This window comes from Arthrobacter sp. Y3221048 (assembly GCF_059092685.1).
Genome location: NZ_JBNHHX010000002.1, coordinates 95,138 through 114,295, shown reverse-complemented (window position 1 = coordinate 114,295; position 19,158 = coordinate 95,138). Strand labels below are relative to the sequence as shown.

Genomic DNA, 19,158 nt, shown 5'->3' with positions numbered 1-19,158 from the left:
CTGGCACTGCCTGCCAGCCGTGGCCCAAACAACCGCAGACGGCCGCTCCTATTAGGCTGGGGCACATGGACCTGGAGAGCGCGGCACGGGAGCTGTACGCGCTGTTGCCCGGTGAATTCACCGCGGCTCGCAACGCGAGGGCCAAGGAGGCAGCCCAGGACGGCCACAAGGAACTGGCCCGGCAGATCAAAGCGCTGGCGAAACCGTCGGCCGCGGCTTGGCTGGTCAATCTCCTGAGCCGGCACCGGAGCGCGGACATCGCCGGGATCGTGGAACTGGGCCACGCCATGAGCGAAGCCCAGGAGCAGCTCGATCCGCAACAGCTGCGCCGACTGGGCGACCAGCGCCGGGAACTGTTGGCCGCCGTGGCGGCAGAGGGCCGGAAGCTGGCCGATGAGCTCGGGCAAAGGGTGAGTGCCGCGGCCGTCGCGGAGGCGGAGCAGACACTGCATGCGGCGATGGCAGATGCCGCTGCCGCGGCGGCCGTAACCAGCGGCCTGCTGACCGAGTCGCTGTCGTCGAACGGGATTGACCCGGTGGACCTGGACGGCCGGGTGGCGCTGCCCGGGGCTGGCGCTCCCCCGGATGCGGGTGCCGAGCCGGCGCCACCGCGCCAGCCGAAGCGATCCTCGCGGGACGAACTCGCCGAGCGCCGGGCCGCGAAGGCCGAACGGGCCGCCAAGCAGGAAGCCGAAGAGGCCGAACGGCGGCGCCGACAGGCGCAGGCGGCGCTGGACAAGGCGGAGCAGCGCAAGGAAGACGCCGAAGCATCGGAACAGAAGGTGCTGGACAAGCTGGACCAACTGCAGAACCGGCGGGACGAACTGGTGGGCGAGCTCGCCGAACTGAAGAGGCGCATCGAGGACCTGGAACGTGAGGTCGCCTCGACGGACCGCAAGATGGAAGCTGCCGAGGAAGACCTGGTTTCCGCGGCCAAGACCGCCGATCGGACGCGCAAGGCTGCCGCCGCCGCCCGCCGCGAACTCGACGACCAAGACTAGCCGCCCGGTGGTCACCGTGGGGCCGGCATTGGCGTGAACATGTAGCCTAGGTCTCAGGGCCGGCGGGCAGAATGCCCGGACCGGCCGAGCCGACAGGGGGCCAACATGTGGCGCATTGATGCGGCCAGGACCGCATTGCTGATGATCGACATGCAGAACGATTTCGTGCTGGAAGGCGCGCCGATGGAAGTGCCGATGGCTCGCCACCGGCTGCCGGAAATGGTGACCGCCGCCGCGGCTTGTCGGCAGGCAGGCATCCCGGTCATCTACACCCGTCACGTCCTGCTGGATTCGTTCGACGTTTCGCCGTTGGAGACCACCTACAACCAGCGGCTGCGGACGGCCGGCATGCGCCGCGGAACCAGCGGAGTTGAGATCGTCGAGGAACTCAAGCCCGAAGCCGACGACTACGTGCTGGATAAGCACCGCTACGACGCCTTCCACAACACGCAACTGAAGAGCGTCCTGGCGACCATCCGCGGCCTGAACACCGTTGACACCGTGATCATCGCCGGCACGTTGACCGAGGTGTGCTGTGAATCGACCGCGCGCAGTGCCTACATGAACGACTACAAGGTGGCGTTCCTGTCGGACGCCACCGGCGGCCGGTCGGAGAAGGCCCAATCCGCCACCCTGGACGCCATCGGCACCTTCTTCGGCCGGGTGATGAGCACGGTCGAGATGGAACGGGAGATCGGCACCACGGCGTAGTCGGCGACCGTCGGAGGGGGATCTGGCATCCGGCTCTTTCCCCGTCGGCTACCGGCACAAGCCGCCATGGACCGCACCGCCCGCGCTGCGATAGACCGGTAGGGCGTCCGTTCCACAGCGGCGGTCCAGGCGGAACCGCTCCAAGTGCCTCCCAGGGACTTTTCCTCCGCAGTGAAACGTTGAACAAGTGAGACATCAACATAGCCGGGCGAAACTGTAAGGAGCATGGCAATGAAGATCAATGCATGGGTGGTCGAGAAAAAGGACGCCCCGTTCGTCCCCGAGCAGCTGGATCTGGACGAGCCAGGGCCAGGCGAAGTGCTGGTTAAGGTGGCCGCCGTCGGGCTCTGCCACACCGACCTGATCACCCAGGCCGGCGACATGCCGCTGCCGCTGCCCGGAGTGCTGGGCCATGAAGGCTCCGGCGTGGTGGAGGCCGTCGGGGACGGCGTGACGAATGTTGCCGTGGGCGACCACGTGATCATGGGTTGGGCGTATTGCGGTGAATGCAAGAACTGCTTGCGCGGCGAGCACCGGTACTGCCTGCGGCTGGGCGAGGCGCTGGTGAGCGGTGCCCGGTTCAAGGGACCCGACGCCGGCCAGTCCGCCTACACCAGGGCCGACGGCAGCAAGATCTCCGGCCACTTCTTCGGCCAGTCATCCTTCGCCGACTACTCGCTGGCACTGGCGTCGTCGCTGGTGAAGGTGGACAAGGACATCCCGCTGGAACTGCTCGGGCCGCTGGCCTGCGGTATTACGACGGGGGCCGGCGCGGTGTTTAACACAGCCAAGCCCGAACCCGGCCAGTCGCTGGTGGTGTACGGAGCCGGCGCGGTGGGCCTGGCCGCGATCATGGCCGCGAAGAACACGCCCGCTGCCACCATCATTGCCATCGACTTGCATGATTCGCGGCTGGAACTGGCACGCGAACTGGGTGCCACCCACACCATCAACTCCGGCAACACCAACGCCCTCGAGGAGATCCAGCGCATCTGCGGCGGCCCGGCCGACTACGTGCTGGAATGCACCGGCAACATCACGGTGGTTGAAGAAGCTGCGGACGCCGTGGGCATGCTGGGCACGCTGGTGCTGATCGGCGGGGCTCCGGCTCAGGCGCGGTTCTCGGTGGACCACCTGCGCACGCTCTGGGGCAAGCGGATCATCGGCACGCTCGGCGGTTCCAGCACCTCCGCCCAACTGATCCCCGGGCTCATCGCCCTGTACAAGGCCGGACGGTTCCCCTTCGACAAGCTGGTGAAGTACTACGGGTTCGACCAGATCGACACGGCCATCGCCGATTCCGCCGCCGGCGGGACCATCAAGGCCGTCTTGAAAACCGCCGGCTGAAACCCTGCTCCGCACGGCCGCACAGCTGCGGCCGGCACAACCATGCAATCAACCTGAAAGGACGGGATATGTCCCTGCTTGATGCCTCCCTGTGGGAGGGCAAGATCCATGTCAACGGCTGGCGCGACGGCGGTGCCGGCACCGCCGCTTCGGTGGAGCCGGCCACCGGCGAGACCCTGGGCCGCTACGGGCTGGCCTCGGTCGAGGACGTGAAGGAAGCGGCAGCAGTGGCTGCCGCGGCGCAGAAGGAATGGGCCGCCCGCAAGCCGGAAGAACGCTCCGCCGTGCTGCGTCGTGCCGGTGCGCTGTGGGAAGAACACGCGGAGGAAATCCAGTCCTGGATCGTCCGCGAATCCGGCGGCATCGGCCCCAAGGCCGGCCTGGAAACCCACATCGCCGCCAACGAATGCTACGAAGCCGCAGCGCTGCCCTCGCTGCCCGCCGGCGACGTGCTCACCTCCAACGAGGACCGCTGGTCCTTCGCCCGGCGCCGCCCGGTCGGCGTGGTCTCGGTCATCGCGCCGTTCAACTTCCCGCTGATCCTCTCCATCCGCGCCGTCGCCCCCGCCCTCGCGCTGGGCAACGCGGTGCTGCTCAAACCGGACCCCCGCACCGCGGTGTGCGGCGGCGTGACCCTGATGCGCGTCTTCGAAGAAGCAGGCCTGCCCGCCGGGCTGCTGTCCCTGCTGCCCGGCGGCGCGGACATCGGCGCCGCCGTGGTCGAAGCCCCCGAGGTGCGCGTCATCTCCTTCACCGGATCCACCGCCGCCGGCCGCAAGATCGGCGAATCCGCCGCCCGGAACCTCAAGCGCGCGCACCTGGAACTCGGCGGCAACAACGCCATGATCGTGCTGCCCGGCGCGGACCTGGCCAAGGCCGCGTCCGCCGCCGCGTTCGGCTCGTTCATGCACCAGGGCCAGATCTGCATGACCACCGGCCGGCACATCGTCCACGAGGACATCTACGAGGACTACGTCGCCGCGCTGGCCGAGAAGGCCAGGAACCTGCCGGTCGGCGACCCCAAGACCGGCACCGTCGCGCTCGGCCCGATCATCGACGAGAACCAGCTCAAGCGCATCGACTCGATCGTGCAGGACGCCGTCGCCGCCGGCGCCCGGCTCGCCGCCGGCGGCACCAACGACGGCCCGTTCTACTCCCCCACCGTGCTGGCCGACCTCGACCCGGCCAACACCGCGTGGAAGGACGAGATCTTCGGCCCGGTCGCCCCGGTGATGAAGTTCTCCACCATCGACCAGGCCGTGGAATTGGCCAACGCCAACGAGTACGGACTCTCGCTGTCCATCCTGGGCGAGGTCGGCCTGGCCATGCAGATCGCGGACCGCGTCGATTCGGGCAAGGTCCACATCAACGAACAAACCGTCTCCGACGAAGCCAACTCCCCGTTCGGCGGCACCAAGAACTCCGGCAACGGCTCCCGCATCGGCGGCCACCAAGCCAACATGGACTCCTTCACCGAGACCCAGTGGCTCACCGTCCGCCCGGACATCGCACAGTACCCGTTCTAAACCCCGCGGGTACCAACGACGGCGAGCGGCTGGCAGCGAGCCAGCCCCTCGCCGTCGCGTGGTTTTAACTCCCGGACCAGGCTGCAATGTGCCGCCGGCCGGCGTGGGGAAGGCGCCGCGGTTACCCGGCGGAGAACCGCCCGTATCGGGTTCACTGAAGGCGTAGCGGCAGCAGGATTAAACCTGCCGTTTCTGCGGTTCCATGGAGAGCAAGCAAAACTCCCGGAGGTGGGCCGTGAACACAATCCCGGAACCGCATGCCGAACCACAGGCCGCGGACACCATGCAGGACCCGCTGGACTCGTATTCGGCGTCCGTGGTGCGCGTAGCTGAGACCGTCACGCCGCACGTGGCGGGCATCCAGATGGAAGTACGACGCCGGGACCGGACCTTCCCGTCCGGCGGCGGCTCCGCCGTGGTCTTCACGGAAGACGGCTACCTGCTCACCAACGCGCATGTGGTGGCCAACTCCGACGGCGGCCGTGCGGCCTTCGCGGACGGGTCACGCACGGACGTTGACGTGGTCGGCGCAGATCCACTCTCCGACCTGGCCGTGCTGCGCGGCCGGCTCACGGTGCCGCGCCCGGTCGAGCTGGGCGATGCTTCCAAGCTGCGCGTGGGCCAGTTGGTCGTCGCCGTGGGCAGCCCGCTGGGCCTCTCCGGCTCGGTGACGGCGGGGGTGGTCAGCGCGCTGGGGCGCTCCATCCCGGTCGCCGCGGGCAGGAACCGGAGGGTGATTGAGGACGTCATCCAGACCGACGCCGCGCTGAACCCGGGTAATTCCGGCGGCGCCATGGCCGACGCCTCCGGACGGGTTATTGGGATCAATACGGCCGTCGCCGGGATCGGGCTTGGCCTGGCCGTGCCGATCAACGCCACGACCCGCCGGATCATCTCCGCGTTGCTGGCCGACGGGCGCGTGCGGCGCGCCTACCTTGGCCTGGTGAGTACGCCGGTGCCGCTGTCCGCGCGGGACATCATGCGTACCGGCGAACGCAACGCGCTGCGGGTGGTCGAGGTGCTGCCCGGCTCCCCCGCCGAGCAGGCCGGACTGCGATCCGGCGACCTGGTGATCCGGGCCGCCGGCCAGCCGGTGGCAAACGCGCAAAGCCTGCAGCGGCTGCTCTTCGCAGACGCCATCGGCGTGGAGTTTCCGCTGGCCGTGCTGCGCAGCGGGTCCGTGCTGGAGCTGATCGCCTGGCCGGTGGAAATGTCAGCCGGTTAGATTCGGGGCACCGCCGGCTCTTGCCCCGCCGGCTCTTGCCCCTGCCGGCACCCTTGCCTGGGTGAGGGATAACGCCGGCCCAAGCCACCGCCGTCGTTGTGTCTGCATGGGCCAAGTCCTACGGTTGGAGAAACCGCGACCGAACCAGCCGGCCCTCACGTCGGGCCGGCGGATTAGGAGGGGCAAACGTGGCGATCACGGACGACCTCGCCGGCTCACTGGAGCAAGAGCTGGGCTGGCAACGGGACCTGTACAAGGACCTGCACCGGAACCCCGAGCTCAGCATGGAAGAACACAACACCGCCGATCGGATCGCAACAGAGCTGACCGGCTTCGGCTACGAGGTCCAGCGGATCGGCGGTACGGGCGTCGTCGGGGTCCTGGCCAACGGTTCCGGCAGCACCGTGCTGGCACGGGCGGACACCGACGCGCTGCCGGTCGCCGAGGCCACCGGCCTGGACTACGCCGCGGAGACCACCATGAAGCTTCCCGGCGGCGGGACCACCGGCGTCATGCACGCCTGCGGCCATGACATGCACGTTGTGTCCTTGCTTGGCGCGGCGAAGCTGATGGCCGCGCAGCGGGACGGCTGGGCAGGCACCTACGTGGCGCTCTTCCAGCCGGGAGAGGAGACTGCCGCCGGAGCCCAGGCAATGGTCGACGACGGCCTGACCACCAGGATTCCCAAACCCGACGTCGCCTTCGCCCAGCATGTGATGCCCACCGAGGCCGGAAAGATCGGCACCACGGCCGGCCCCATCCTCTCTGCCGGCGACTCCCTGAAGATTACGGTCTACGGGCGCGGCGCCCACGGCTCCATGCCGCACAACGCCGTGGATCCGGTGGTGCTGGCCGCGTCGATCGTGCTGCGGCTGCAGACCATCGTGTCCCGCGAGACCAAGCCGGGCGAATTCGCGGTGGTGACCGTCGGCGCCTCCAACGCGGGCACCAAGTCGAACATCATCCCGGACCGTGCGGAGCTGCTGCTGAACCTGCGCACGTACGATGTGGTGCTGCGGGAACGGATCATGGCCTCGATCGAACGGATAGTCCGCGGCGAGTGTGCGGCCGCCGGGTCGCCCCGCGACCCGGAGTTCGAGTACTACGACCAGTTCCCGTTGACCAACAACGACGCCGAAACCACCGAGCGCATCACGGCCGCCTTCATCCGTCACTTCGGGGACGATCAGGTCTACCACGCCGAACCCGCCACGGCCTCCGAGGACTTCAGCCGGATTCCGGATGCCTTTGGGGTGCCCTACACCTATTGGACGGTCGGCTCCGTCCCGGCCGACGTCTACCGGAAAGCCGTGGAAAACGGCACTGTCGCCGAAGACATTCCGGCCAACCACTCACCGTTCTTCGCTCCCGCCATCGACCCGACACTCTCGGTCGCCACCCAGGCGCACGTCGTTGCGGCGCTGGAGTACCTGGCAAAGTAAGCGGTCGGTGCCGTCCGGAGCCAGGATGAGGAGGAGGCCAGGCCGGACGAAGTCGCGCCGCCGGCCTTCGGGAACTAAAAGCGTCGTTGACCGCAGCGGCGACCCGGAGTATAAATGGCCGTTCAGGTCGCCGTTCGCCAATCCTTCAGTGGAGGCACTGCCATGTCGGTCCATGCATCCAGCGGTTCAAGCATTCCAGGCTACGAGTACGGCACGGTGGCCCACTCACCGGTTACTCTGGCCGAGCTCGAGGAGCTCAAAGCAAGCGCCATGTTCGGCGAGGAGGACGCCGCCGTGCTACGCCGTGCCGGCGAGGTGCTCTACGGCCAGGTGGAGGACGTGCTCGACGTCTGGTACGGCTTCATAGCCGGGCAGCCACATCTCGTGGCCCACTTTTCCCGGCCTGACGGCCCGCCGATCGAGGACTATCTGGCGGCAGTCCGCCTGCGGTTCGGCCAGTGGATCCGGGACACCTGCACCAAGCCCTACGACCAGGAGTGGCTGGACTATCAGAATGAGATTGCCCTGCGCCACACTCCCGAGCACAAGAACGACACGGACCATGTCGGGTCGACACAGGTTGTCCCGCTGCGGCATCTCATCGCGCTGATCGGGCCCGTAGTCACCACGATGCGGCCGTTCCTGGCCCGCGGCGGAGCTCCGGCCGAGGACGTGGACGCCATGATGCAGTCCTGGCTGAAGGCCGTGGTCCTGCAGATTGCGTTGTGGTCCCGGCCCTACACGCTCCCTGGCGAGTGGTAACGGAACCAGGCAGAAGGCTCAGCGCCGGGGCCGCTCCGGTACGGCGTCAGCCGCTGGCAGCCAGCGCCGTGCCGCGGCGATCAGTATCAGGACCAGCAGGATGAGCAGGACACCGTCGGCCGCGATGTAGAGATAATGCAGCGCGGAACCCCCGTCGTCGGTGCCTGCCAGCACCATGTCGGTCCGGCGGTTGAGCAGCGGCCGGACCACTATCACCTTGGCCAGCAGCACGACGACGGCGCCGCCGACCAGCGCCCAAAACCGACGGTCTACGCGCTGCCCCACCAGCGACAGCACCAGCAGCGCGGCCAAGACGAGTTCCACGATGTTCATCGCGGTGAACACCAGCCTGCCGATGCCCAGCCCCAGCGGAAGGGTGACGCCGGGCGCCTGGAACTTCAGCGGCGCCTCGATCAGCGAAATGCCGACAATCAGGCCCAACCAGAGGGCCGGCAGCACCAGCCGTGCGGCAATGCGCAGGCGAACCATGATGTACCTCCCAGTCCACCCTTCATCCTACGTTTCCGCCGGAGCGTCACGGGCGCCCGCCCACGTTCCTTGAGGTTGAACCGGGCCGCGCACAGCGGCCTGCACGCAGTCCTAAAGTCGGCACCCTGGGCTCCCGGCTTGCATCGGCCCGGCGGAGGCGGCCGCTATCTATTTCGCCAACCCTGTACCCTCGGTGCCGGCTGACAGAGTCTTGGGCAGCGCCGTGTCATTCGTGCGGTAGCGCACGTTCGTTCGACGGATGGTGCCGGGCGGGTCCTCGATGTTCCTGGGCCCGTTGATCATGACGGCGCCGACCAGCATCACCACGATGCAGGCCCCCAGCATGGCGAAGGAAGCGGTCCAGGACCCGGTGGCTTCGTGCACCACGCCGAACAGCAGCGGGGCTACGCCGGCGCCGGCGTAGCCGATGCCCTGGCTGAAGCCGGACAGCACTGCCGAGCCGTGCGTGGTGCGCGAGCGCAGGTTCACCATCAGCAGCGCAGTGGCGAAGGTGCCCTGGCCCAGCCCGGAGAGGGTCATCCACCACCATGTGCCGCTCTCCGGCGAGAGCAGCAGGCCCAGGTGCCCGCCGATCCAGCAGGCGGTGAACACCAGGATGGCGGCGATGGGGTGCTTCAGCCGGGGCACGATCAGTGGCACAAGCAGGCTGGCGGGCAGGCCGAGGATGGCGAAGTACGCCAGGGCCGAACCCGCCGTCGCAGCGTCGATGCCGTGTTCGGTCAGGTAAGGCGGTAACCAGGAGAAGTACACATACGTCTGCGCGGAGTTGCCAGCCAGGAAGATTGCCAGGCCCCAGGCGACCGGTGAGCGCCACGGGTTCAGCTTCGCCGGCGCCGCCGGAGGCTCCGGAGCGCGAACGGCAGGCCCCTTGCGGCGGATCGGCTCGAGGGCGTCCTCGTCCGCAGGTTTGGGCGGGGCAGCCGCCGGAGCAGGCCCACCGGCGTCGTCCGTCCGGCCCTTGCGGCGGTCCCGTACCGCCTGGACCGCCCACGGGATCAGCACCACGGCGCTGACCGAGGCCCAGAGCGCGATCGAGGTCCGCCAGCCCGCGGCGTCCGCCACCGGGACAGCCAGTTGCGGGCTCATCGCCGTGCTGACCGCGAGCAGGGTCACATAGCCTGCGGTCACCACGCCCATCCGGTCCGGAAAGTATTTCCGGACCAGCGGCGGCAGCACGACGTTGCCGATTCCGTACCCGGCCATCACCACCGCGCTGAGGGTAAGGAACGGCCACACGCCGTCGGCGGCGGCGCGGCCCAACTGGCCGACGACCGCCAGCAGCACGGCGGCCACCAGCACCTTTTCCAGCCCGAGCCAGCGGATCAGCGCCGGGGTGCCCAGGCCTGCGGCGGCGAACACCAACGGCGGCAGCATCGCCAACACTCCGATGGTGGTGGCGTCGAAGCCAAGTTCGGGGCCGAGCTCGCCCAGCAACGGCCCGACGGCGGAGACCGCGGCGCGCAGGCTCAGCGCCATCAGCAGGATGCCCAGCAGCGCGCCGATCCGCCCGGTCCACGGCCTGCGGAGGAAGTAGTTCACCCGCCTACCCTAGCGGCGGCCGGCCCGCTTACCCGGCCGGATACGGTTCGCAGCGCAGCAGCCGGGCCAGATGAACGGCGTTGCGCGCCGCGGTCGCCGTCGTCGTCACCGTCACTTCCGGGGTTTCCGGCAGGTCCTGGAAGTCGGTACCGTGCATCGCCTCGCCCACCCAATAGGTGGACCCCTGTGCTGGCAGGCTGAAACCGACGTCCCCCAGGCCCTGATACAGCTCGGCCGTGACGTGGTGGGCGCCGTCCTCATTGCCGACGACGGCCACCAGCGCGACTTTGTCGTACATGCTGGGCCGCCCCTGCTCGTCGGTTTCGGATAGCTCGGCGTCCAGGCGTTCCAGCACGAGTTGCGCCAGGCTCGCGGGGTGGCCCAGCCAGATCGGTGTCGCAAGCACCAGGATGTCCGCGGCCAGGATCTTGGTGCGAATGGATGGCCAGGCGTCGCCGTCGCCCATGTCGGTCTGCACGCCGGGTTTGACGTCGTGGTCCACTACCCGCATGAGGTCACACGTGACGCCGTGTGCCGATAATTGCGTAATCACCTGCCGGGCCAGCAACTCGCTGCTGGACGGTTTGGGCGACGGCGTCAGGGTGCAGACCAGTGCCAGTGCGTTGAGTTTCGTCTCCTCCATAGCGCCATTCTGCGGCTTCGCCATTCCGTCGGGAAGGGGAGGCAATGAGTGGCCGAGCTGTGACTACCGGATCTGGTGTTCGGGGAAGGTGTTCCGCACCTCGAGCAATGATGCTCCGGAAAGAGACACCGCCGTCGTTGTTCCCTTCCGTCGTAACCGACTTCCGGGCGGTGACGAGTGCCACCGTAAGATGGTGCTGGCGCCCTTCCCGTGCGGCGCCGCGACCGCACAACCGCCCGCCAGGGGCGGCTGCGGCCCGCGAAGAACTAGGAAGTGGTGCCAAGGATGCTTGACCCGTCAACGATCGAGTCCATCGCCGACGAGCTGGTGGAAGCCGGACGGACCCGGACGCCGGTGAAACGGCTGACCGCCCGCTACCCGGAGATGACCATTGAGGACTCCTACAAGGTGCAGAACCTGTGGCGCGAGCGCAGCGAGGCCGCCGGACGCACGCTGGCCGGCCGGAAGATCGGCCTGACGTCCAAGGCGATGCAATACGCCACCGGCATCAGCGAACCGGACTACGGGATCATCTTTGACGACATGATCCTGGAGAACGGCTGCACGGTGAAGTGGGACCAGTACACCCACCCGCGCATCGAAGTCGAACTCGCGTTCGTGCTCAACCGCGACGTCAAGGGACCCAACGCCACCATTTTCGACGTCCTGAATGCCACCGAGTACGTGGTTCCCGCGCTCGAGATCCTGGACTCGCGGATCGAGATGGAGGGCCGCACCATCGTGGACACCATCTCCGACAACGCCGCCATGGGCGCCATGGTGATCGGCGGCAACCCGGTCCGCCCGCAGGACGTGGACCTGCGCTGGATCTCCGCCATCCTGTACAAGAACCAGACCGTGGAGGAAACCGGCGTCGCCGCCGGCGTGCTCAACCACCCGGCCGCGGGCGTGTACTGGCTGGCCAACAAGATCGCCCCGCACGGCGACCACCTCAAGGCCGGGGAAACCATCCTCGCCGGCTCCTTCACCCGTCCCATGTGGGTCCACGAGGGGGACACCGTCTTCGCCGACTACGGGCAGCTGGGAACCATCACATGCCGTTTCGAGTAGAACCCGATCCGTCCCTTAAGGACGCCCTGTCCTCCGCCGACCGCCCGTTGGCCGGCATCTGGGTCTGCTCCGGCTCGCCCCTGGTGGCCGAACTGTGCGCCGGCGCCGGCTTCGACTGGATTTTCATCGACGCCGAGCACTCCCCCAACGGGCTGGAGTCGGTGCTGGCCCAACTGCAGGCCGTGCGCGGCTACCCGGGCATCCCGGTGGTCCGCCCGCCGGTTAACGACACCGTGCTGATCAAGCAGTACCTGGACCTGGGCGCGCAGTCACTGATCATCCCGATGGTGCACACCGCCGAGCAGGCCCGCGCCGCCGTCGCGGCCACCCGCTACCCGCCGGCCGGCGTGCGGGGGGTCGGTTCCGCGCTCGCCCGGTCGGCCCGCTGGAACCGCATCCCGGACTACCTCACCCGCGCGGAGGAGACGCTCACGCTCATTGTCCAGATCGAGTCCGCCGAGGCCGTGGAGAACGCCGCGGAGATTGCCGCGGTGGACGGCGTGGACGGCGTGTTCATCGGCCCGTCCGACCTGGCCGCCTCGATGGGCGTGATTGGCCAGCAGGAGCACCCGGATGTGGTCGCCGGCGTGGAGACGGCGCTGAAGGCGGCCAAGGCGGCCGGCAAGTTCGTGGGGGTCAACGCCTTCGCCGAAGCCTCCGCCCGCCGCTACATGGAGTGGGGCGCCGATTTCGTCGGCGTCGGGGCCGACGTGGCGCTGCTGGCCCGCGGCTCCGAAACCCTGGCAGCGAAGTACATCCCCTCGGACGGGGACGGCGAGGCCGGAACTCCCGCCAGCTACTGATCTGCGGCATGACGACGGTGGCGCTTGGGTGGGTTTCGCAGCCCACCCGAAGCGCCGCCGTCATACGCGGCGAGGTGCAGCGACTGTGGGTTGGAAGCGTCCTTCGGCTAAAAATGCTAAGACTTGACCATGGCTGATTCCTTCAAGGTTGGCGATAGAGTGTGCTGGAACTCAGAGGCCGGCGAAATTCACGGCAGAGTCACAAGGGTCCACACCAAGGATTTCGAATTCCGGGGCCGCACGAGGCGCTGCTCCGAGGATGAGCCCCAGTACGAAGTCCAGAGCGACAAGACGGGCCACCTGGCTGTCCACAAGGGCTCGGCGCTGCGCAAAACGGACTAACACCGGCGACGCCGCCGAAGGCTCTCGGGCCTGGGACTCCACCGACGTTTGAGGCTCCGCACCGGTTCCAGGAGGTTGAGAACGTGGCAGCTGCAGCTAACCGGACTACCGGCCCGCTGCACCGGGCTCCCGCCCTGGCCCGCGTCACCCAAGAACCGGGCGGCGTCGGGTTGATCGAGCACACGCTCCGCGCTCCGGGTGCGGACGAGCTGGAGCTGCAGATCGGCCTGTGCGGGCTGTCCGGCTCGGACGTGCTCGTCTACCGTGCGGATCCGGCAGCGGCTTCGGTACCCGCAGGCATGGTGCTGGGACACGAATCGGTCGGGACCGTGACCTCCGCCGGGCTGCTGGCCCCGGAGGGCCTCTCCCCCGGCACAAGGGTGGTACCGATGTCCACCGTTGGCTGCGGCCACTGCGACGCCTGCCGGGCGGACCAGCCGCACCTGTGCCGCCGGCGCTCGATCCTGGGCCTGACCCAACATGGCCAGGCGGCCGCCAGCGCCCTTGTTCCGTGGCGCAATGTGGTTCCCGTACCGGATGCCGTTCCGGATTCGACGGCGGTGCTCACCGAGCCGGCGTCGGTCGCCTGGCGTGCCGTGACCACCGTCGGGAAGATCAAACCCGGCGAACGGGTGGGGATATCCACCACCCGCAGCATCGGCCTGCTCGCCGGCCTGATCGCGCAAGGCGCAGGTGCCGAGGTCACCATGATCGGGCGCGAGGGGCCGGGGCATGCCGCCCGGGTCCGGCTGGCCGACAGCCTCGGGCTGCCCAGCTCCACCGGGGAGCGTCCCGACGGCTACGACGTATGGATCGAAGCCACAGGCGCGGGCACTCACCTGGCACGGGCCGTGCAGGAGCTGCGTCCGGGCGGTCGGCTGGTCATGGTGGCCATGTACGCCACCGGTTCCGCCGCTCCGGCGGTCCGGACGCGCAAGAACCTGGCTGTCCTGGACAGCTTCATCTCCACCCGCCCGGACTTCGAGCAGGCCCTCGAATTCCTCGCCGGCTTCCCCGATCTGGGCCAGCGGCTCATCACGACCTATCCCATGGACCAGGCCGTCGAAGCGCTGCGGCTGACAGCCGAAGCCAGCACTGACGCCGCCGGGCGGCCGCTGGTCAAAGCCGTCCTGGACCCCAACGGCTGAGCGGAACCCTCGACATGTGACCAAACAGTCACCTATTATGGGTGCATGGATGCCGTGTTCAAGGCCTTGGCGGATCCCACCCGGCGCGGGCTGCTGGATGAACTGTTCCGCGAGGACGGGCAGACCCTCACCGCACTCGAAGCGCGGTTCGGCATCACGCGCTTCGGCGTCATGAAGCACCTGAAGCAACTGGAAGAGGCCGGCCTGGTGGTCACCCGCCGCCGTGGCCGCGAAAAACTCCACTTCCTGAATCCGGTGCCCATTCGGCTCATCCACGACCGCTGGGTGAGCAAGTATGCACAACCATGGGCCGCTGCCCTCAGCGACCTCAAATCCCGATTGGAAAGTCCCATGGAGAAAATCTTCGAGATCTACATCCGCACCACTCCGGAACAGCTCTGGGAAGCCATTACGGACAGCGAGATCAGAAGCAAGTACCAGTTCGGCAACCGGATCGAGACCGACTGGACGCCGGGTTCCGGATACGCGGTGACCAACCCAAGGGCCGATGCGCCGCTGAGCGAAGGCGAGAACCTGGAAGTCGATCCGCCGCGCAGGCTGGTCCAGACCATGCGCGCGCTGTGGGGCGAGGACGTCGTGGCCGAAGGCACGTCCCGGGTGACGTGGGAGATCGAGCAGGTGGAGGATTCCTGCCGCCTCACCGTCACGCACGACCAGCTGCGTGAGGGGGCCAACGAGCAGGTTTACGGCGGTTGGCCGATGGTCCTTTCCGGCCTCAAGACGTGGCTGGAGACCGGGGAAATGCTCACCACACCCGGCTCGCTGATGTACACCTGATACCGGGCCGGCGGAACCCTGGTGCTTCGTGCTGTCGCAGCCGCGCGGAGCCCAACCGCCTGGGAAAAAGAGCAGCAGGTGCCCTCGTGAGGGCACCTGCTGGCTTAGGTGGACGGCGGGCCCGAACCCTGCGGAATCAGGACAGCTTGGACGCCACCAGGGAGGTCAGATCCACCAGGCGGTTGGAGTAGCCCCATTCGTTGTCGTACCAGCCCACGACCTTGACCTGGTTGCCCATGACCTTGGTGAGCCCGGAGTCGAAGATGGCCGAGGCAGGGTCGGTGACGATGTCAGAGGAGACGATGGGATCCTCGGTGTAGGTCAGGATGCCGGCCAGGCGGGGATCCGCGGCGGCCGCCTTGAACGCGTCGTTGACTTCCTCGACCGTCACCTCGCGGCCGACCGTGACCGTCAGGTCCGTGGCCGAACCGGTGGGCACCGGCACACGGATGGCGAAGCCGTCCAGCCGGCCCTTGAGCTCCGGCAGCACCTGCCCGATCGCCTTGGCGGCCCCGGTCGAGGTGGGAACCATGTTGATCGCAGCTGCCCGGGCCCGGCGCAGGTCGCGGTGTGGTCCGTCCTGGAGATTCTGGTCCGCGGTGTAGGCGTGGATGGTGGTCATCAGGCCGTGCTCGATCCCGAAGTTCTCGTGCAGCACCTTCGCCAGCGGGGCCAGGCAGTTGGTGGTGCAGGAGGCGTTGGATATGAGGTGGTGGGTGCCGTCGTCGTACTCGCCGTCGTTGACGCCCATCACCACGCTGAGCACATCGCCCTTGGCGGGAGCGGAAATGAGGACCTTGCGGGCGCCGGCGACCAGATGCTTTTCGGCATCCGCCGAGCTGGTGAAGCGCCCGGTGGATTCGATCACGATGTCGACGCCGAGCTCGCGCCAGGGGAGGTTTCCGGGATCGCGTTCGGCAAGCACCTTGATGGTGCGGCCGTCGACCACCAGATTGCCGTCGGCGACCGTGACGTCCGCGCCCAGCCGGCCGACGACGGAGTCGTACTTGAGCAGGTGCGCCAGGGTTTCCGGCGAGCCGAGGTCGTTGATGGCCACGATCTCGAGGTCTGAGCCGATCTTTCCCTGCGCCATGGCCGCCCGGAAGTAGTTGCGGCCGATGCGCCCGAAACCGTTGATGCCAATCCGTACTGCCATGGGAACTCCTTTTATTTAGCCTCTAAATTTATGTTCCATTATTATTATCCTGATACTGCCGGACAAGGTCAAGGGGATCCATGTGAGCACCACAGCCACCACTCCGCAGGTCCTGCGGCTGACCAACCTGAAAGCCGTGCTTTCAGTGATGCGGGACAACGGCGCGGTGACCGGGAGCGACCTGATCGGGGCGACCGGGCTGACCCGTGCCACGGTTATCGCGGTCTGCGACGACCTGGTGGCCCGGGGCTGGGCCCGCGAGGTGGCCGGCGAACGCGTTGTCGGCACGGCGAAGGGCAGGCCGGCCCGGCGGTTCGAATTCAATCCCGGCGCGGGCTGCGTGCTGGGACTGGACGTCGGCATGGCCACCGCCACCGTGCTGGTGGCGGACTTGAACGGCCTGGTGCTGGCCCGCATCTCCGAGCGGTTCGAGAAGCCACCGGCCACGGCGGAGTCGCGCCGCTCCACCATCAAACAAGCAGTCGCCTCCGCCCTGGCCGAGGCCGGACTCCAGCCGGCATCCGTACTGGCCACGGCCATCGGCGTGTCCACGGTCGTGGACCGCCACGGCAACGTGGCACCCGGACACGAACTCTCCGAGCACTTCGACATCGGCCTGCAGACCGAGGTCTTCGCCCGCTACGGCTGGCCGGTACTGCTGGAGAACGATGCGAACCTGGCGGCCCTGGCGGAGCGCTGGAGCGGCGCCGGCAAGGGCGTTGACGACTTGGCGGTCATGCTGGCCGGCGAGCGGCTGGGCACCGGCCTGATTGAATCGGGCCGGCTGCTGCACGGCTGCAACGGCGGCGCCGGCGAAGTGGGCACCCTGGAACTGGTGGACGGGGTGGGCAGCCAGGACGGCATCGCACGGCTGGCCCGCTACTGGGGCAACGAGGCCCTGGCGTCCGGCCGGCCCACCTTGATCCGGGAGCTGGTGGGACCAGGCACCACGCGCGTGTCCGCCCGCTTCGTCTTCGAAGCAGCCGCCCGAGGCGACGCGGTGGCGCAAGAAATCCTGGAGCGCATTGGCCGGCGAATGGCCCGCGTGATAGCGATACTGGGCACCTTCCTCAACCCGGAGCTCGTGGTGATCGGCGGTGCGGTGGCTGCCTCGGCGTCGGCCCTGCTGCCCACCATCACCCGGGAACTTCCCCTGCTCACCGCGACGCCTCCGCGGGTGGCGGTTTCCGGGTTCGGCGACGCGATAGTGGCCACGGGGGCCGTCCGGTTGGCGCTGGACTACGTGGAGGAGCATGCCATGGAACTTGTCCCGGCCGGGATGCCGGGGAGGTAGGCGGGGTCCCGTCGGGCACTTCCCCGTTCGGCAGAAACGACGACGGCGGGGCGCGCCGCTGCCGGTCAGGTAAGGGTGTTGATCGGCGACCCGTCGAGGTAGGCCAGGATGTCCTCGAGCATCTGCGTGTACCCCAGCCTGTGGGCCTCCTCGGTGACGAAGCCGACGTGCGGGCTGAGGATCAGGTTAGGCACGCTGCGCAGCGGGCTGTCCTGCGGCAGCGGCTCCACGTCGTAGACGTCGAGCGCTGCGCCGGCGATCCGCCGCCCGGCGAGCGCTGCCACCAGGGCGGCCTCATCCACCAGCGGTCCGCGCGAGGTGTTGACCAGCCGGCCGCCGGGACCGAGGAGGTCCAGCTCGGCGGCTCCGACGATCCCGCGGGTGGACTCCGCCAGCCTCAGGTGGACGCTGACGATGTCCGAGCGCCGGAACAGGTCCTCCTTGGACACCAGCTCCGCCCCGTGGCCGGCGGCGCGCTCCCGGGTCAGGTGCGGACTCCACGCCAGCACGTCCATCCCGAACGCGTTCGCGTACCGGGCCATCAACTGCCCCAGCCGGCCAAGTCCGAGCAGTCCGAGGGTGGAACCGGCCAGGTCGACCCCCATTCGGGCCTGCCAGGTTCCGGCGCGCACATCACGGTCGTTCTGCGGGATCTCCCGGGCCACGGCCATCACCAGTGCCCAGGCAAGCTCGGCCGGAGCCTGCGTGGTTTTCCGGGTTCCGCAGACGGTCACCCCGCGGGCGCGCGCGGCGTCCAGATCGATCGAGGCGTTGTGCATGCCGGTGGTGGTCACAAGCTCCAGTCCTGGCAGCAGGTCCATCAGCTCGGCGGAGATGGGAGTCCGCTCGCGCATGGTGACCACCACCTGCGCCCCGTTCAAGCGCTCGGCGAGTGCGCCGTCGTCGTCAACATGGTCCGTGAAACGCTCGACGGCGATGCCCGCCGGCAACTGCTCCCACGGGGCGCTGGACAGTGCTACGTCCTGGTAGTCATCGAGGATGGCGATCTTCACGTTGCCAGCGTATCCGCCTGGAACACGGGAAAGCCCCGGCTTTGCGGCGCGCTGCCGGCTCCGAGCAGTTCCGGATCAGCGCCGTTGCCCACGGCGTTAACGCAGCAGGCAGGGCCCGGAGAGAGATCCGGGCCCTGCCTGTGTGGCGCGTGGTTAGTTGGCCGGCAGCACGAAGGCCGAGTCAACCGTGATGGTGACCTTGTCGCCCACCAGCACGCCGCCGGCTTCCAGGGCGGCGTTCCAGGTGATGCCGAATTCCTTGCGGGAGATCTGCGTGGTGGCGGAGAAGCCGGCGCGGGTGGCACCGAACGGGTCAACAGCCATGCCGCCGAATTCGACGTCGAAGACCACCGGCTTGGTGGTGTCCTTGATGGTCAGCTCGCCGGCCAGCTGGAACTCTTCCGGAGTGCCTTCGACGCTGGTGGCCTTGAAGGTCATCTCCGGGTACTGCTCCACATTGAAGAAGTCTTCGCCCTTCACGTGGGCGTCGCGGTTGTCATCGTTGGAGTCGAACGAGGCGGTCTTCACGACGGCCTCGACGGAGGAAGTGGCCAGGCTGTCGCCGACCACGAGGGTGGCATCGGCTTCGGTGAACTGGCCGCGCACCTTGCTGATGCCGGCGTGGCGGACGACGAAGCCGACCTCGGTGTGGGACTGGTCGAGATTCCAAGTTCCTGGGGTGAGCTGAACGGCCATTAAGTGCCTCCTGATTGAAGTTAGGATGTGAAGCTCGGGTGAACTCCATGCTTATGCATTTATCGTAACACGCTGATAGTTGAAGAGTCAACTAATAGCCGGTGAACGGCGGGGCAACAACTATCCGCCCC

The 19,158-nt window shown here is 68.0% G+C and carries 19 protein-coding genes; 13 read left to right on the top strand and 6 right to left on the bottom strand.

The genetic code is table 11. The features are described 5' to 3' along the window. The first annotated feature begins 65 nt into the window (after positions 1-65). From AC5RVS_RS05150 to AC5RVS_RS05120, 7 genes are all read left to right on the top strand, one after another. On the top strand, positions 66-1,001 hold the full coding sequence (locus AC5RVS_RS05150) for a transposase (RefSeq protein WP_494107400.1): 936 nt from the start codon (positions 66-68) through the stop codon (positions 999-1,001). 105 nt (positions 1,002-1,106) lie between these two features. Next, entirely contained in the window at positions 1,107-1,712 is a 606-nt protein-coding gene (locus AC5RVS_RS05145; protein ID WP_494107399.1) for an isochorismatase family protein, read from the top strand. Between the two features lie 231 nt (positions 1,713-1,943). Continuing rightward, positions 1,944-3,059, top strand: a complete 1,116-nt coding sequence (locus tag AC5RVS_RS05140) for an NAD(P)-dependent alcohol dehydrogenase (protein WP_494107398.1) — start codon at positions 1,944-1,946, stop codon at positions 3,057-3,059. Between the two features lie 68 nt (positions 3,060-3,127). Continuing rightward, positions 3,128-4,585, top strand: coding sequence for an aldehyde dehydrogenase family protein (locus AC5RVS_RS05135; protein WP_494107397.1), 1,458 nt, complete (start codon positions 3,128-3,130; stop codon positions 4,583-4,585). 283 nt (positions 4,586-4,868) lie between these two features. Further along, a complete protein-coding gene (locus AC5RVS_RS05130) occupies positions 4,869-5,810 on the top strand; it encodes a S1C family serine protease (RefSeq protein ID WP_494107857.1) in 942 nt (313 codons plus the stop codon). 188 nt (positions 5,811-5,998) lie between these two features. Beyond that, positions 5,999-7,252 (top strand): M20 family metallopeptidase, encoded by a 1,254-nt coding sequence (locus tag AC5RVS_RS05125; protein WP_494107396.1) that lies wholly within the window; start codon positions 5,999-6,001, stop codon positions 7,250-7,252. A 162-nt stretch (positions 7,253-7,414) separates the two neighbouring features. After that, positions 7,415-8,014, top strand: a complete 600-nt coding sequence (locus AC5RVS_RS05120) for a protoglobin domain-containing protein (RefSeq protein WP_494107395.1) — start codon at positions 7,415-7,417, stop codon at positions 8,012-8,014. A gap of 18 nt (positions 8,015-8,032) precedes the next feature. Here AC5RVS_RS05120 and AC5RVS_RS05115 read toward each other — a convergent pair whose 3' ends face one another. The 3 genes from AC5RVS_RS05115 to AC5RVS_RS05105 all read right to left on the bottom strand — a co-directional run bounded on the left by AC5RVS_RS05115 (position 8,033) and on the right by AC5RVS_RS05105 (position 10,706). Then, a complete protein-coding gene (locus AC5RVS_RS05115; protein ID WP_494107394.1) occupies positions 8,033-8,503 on the bottom strand; it encodes a hypothetical protein in 471 nt (156 codons plus the stop codon). Between the two features lie 168 nt (positions 8,504-8,671). After that, positions 8,672-10,063 carry an MFS transporter gene (locus tag AC5RVS_RS05110; RefSeq protein WP_494107393.1) on the bottom strand — a complete coding sequence of 464 codons (1,392 nt, stop codon included), beginning with the start codon at positions 10,061-10,063 and terminating at the stop codon, positions 8,672-8,674. 28 nt (positions 10,064-10,091) lie between these two features. Beyond that, positions 10,092-10,706, bottom strand: a complete 615-nt coding sequence (locus AC5RVS_RS05105) for a flavodoxin family protein (RefSeq protein ID WP_494107392.1) — start codon at positions 10,704-10,706, stop codon at positions 10,092-10,094. Between the two features lie 285 nt (positions 10,707-10,991). Here AC5RVS_RS05105 and hpaH point away from each other — a divergent pair, with 285 nt between their 5' ends. From hpaH to AC5RVS_RS05080, 5 genes are all read left to right on the top strand, one after another. Beyond that, positions 10,992-11,777 carry a 2-oxo-hept-4-ene-1,7-dioate hydratase gene (gene hpaH / locus AC5RVS_RS05100; RefSeq protein ID WP_494107391.1) on the top strand — a complete coding sequence of 262 codons (786 nt, stop codon included), beginning with the start codon at positions 10,992-10,994 and terminating at the stop codon, positions 11,775-11,777. After that, a complete protein-coding gene (locus AC5RVS_RS05095) occupies positions 11,762-12,580 on the top strand; it encodes an HpcH/HpaI aldolase family protein (protein WP_494107390.1) in 819 nt (272 codons plus the stop codon). The genes hpaH and AC5RVS_RS05095 overlap by 16 nt, the downstream gene beginning before the upstream one ends. Positions 12,581-12,709: 129 nt before the next feature. Next, positions 12,710-12,922, top strand: coding sequence for a hypervirulence associated TUDOR domain-containing protein (locus AC5RVS_RS05090; RefSeq protein WP_494107389.1), 213 nt, complete (start codon positions 12,710-12,712; stop codon positions 12,920-12,922). A gap of 83 nt (positions 12,923-13,005) precedes the next feature. Further along, on the top strand, positions 13,006-14,070 hold the full coding sequence (locus AC5RVS_RS05085) for a zinc-dependent alcohol dehydrogenase (RefSeq protein WP_493989742.1): 1,065 nt from the start codon (positions 13,006-13,008) through the stop codon (positions 14,068-14,070). A gap of 45 nt (positions 14,071-14,115) precedes the next feature. Further along, positions 14,116-14,868, top strand: coding sequence for an ArsR/SmtB family transcription factor (locus AC5RVS_RS05080; protein WP_494107388.1), 753 nt, complete (start codon positions 14,116-14,118; stop codon positions 14,866-14,868). A gap of 136 nt (positions 14,869-15,004) precedes the next feature. Here the strand turns inward: AC5RVS_RS05080 and gap are convergent, their stop codons facing one another. Further along, positions 15,005-16,024 (bottom strand): type I glyceraldehyde-3-phosphate dehydrogenase, encoded by a 1,020-nt coding sequence (gene gap / locus AC5RVS_RS05075; RefSeq protein ID WP_494107387.1) that lies wholly within the window; start codon positions 16,022-16,024, stop codon positions 15,005-15,007. 82 nt (positions 16,025-16,106) lie between these two features. On the opposite strand from gap, the gene AC5RVS_RS05070 reads away from it, so the two are divergent. Further along, positions 16,107-17,318, top strand: a complete 1,212-nt coding sequence (locus AC5RVS_RS05070; protein WP_494107386.1) for an ROK family protein — start codon at positions 16,107-16,109, stop codon at positions 17,316-17,318. A 65-nt stretch (positions 17,319-17,383) separates the two neighbouring features. Here the strand turns inward: AC5RVS_RS05070 and AC5RVS_RS05065 are convergent, their stop codons facing one another. Together AC5RVS_RS05065 and AC5RVS_RS05060 are read right to left on the bottom strand one after the other, a co-directional pair. Continuing rightward, positions 17,384-18,331, bottom strand: coding sequence for a D-2-hydroxyacid dehydrogenase family protein (locus AC5RVS_RS05065; RefSeq protein WP_494107385.1), 948 nt, complete (start codon positions 18,329-18,331; stop codon positions 17,384-17,386). Between the two features lie 153 nt (positions 18,332-18,484). Further along, positions 18,485-19,027 carry a YceI family protein gene (locus tag AC5RVS_RS05060; protein ID WP_493989749.1) on the bottom strand — a complete coding sequence of 181 codons (543 nt, stop codon included), beginning with the start codon at positions 19,025-19,027 and terminating at the stop codon, positions 18,485-18,487. Positions 19,028-19,158 lie beyond the last annotated feature (131 nt).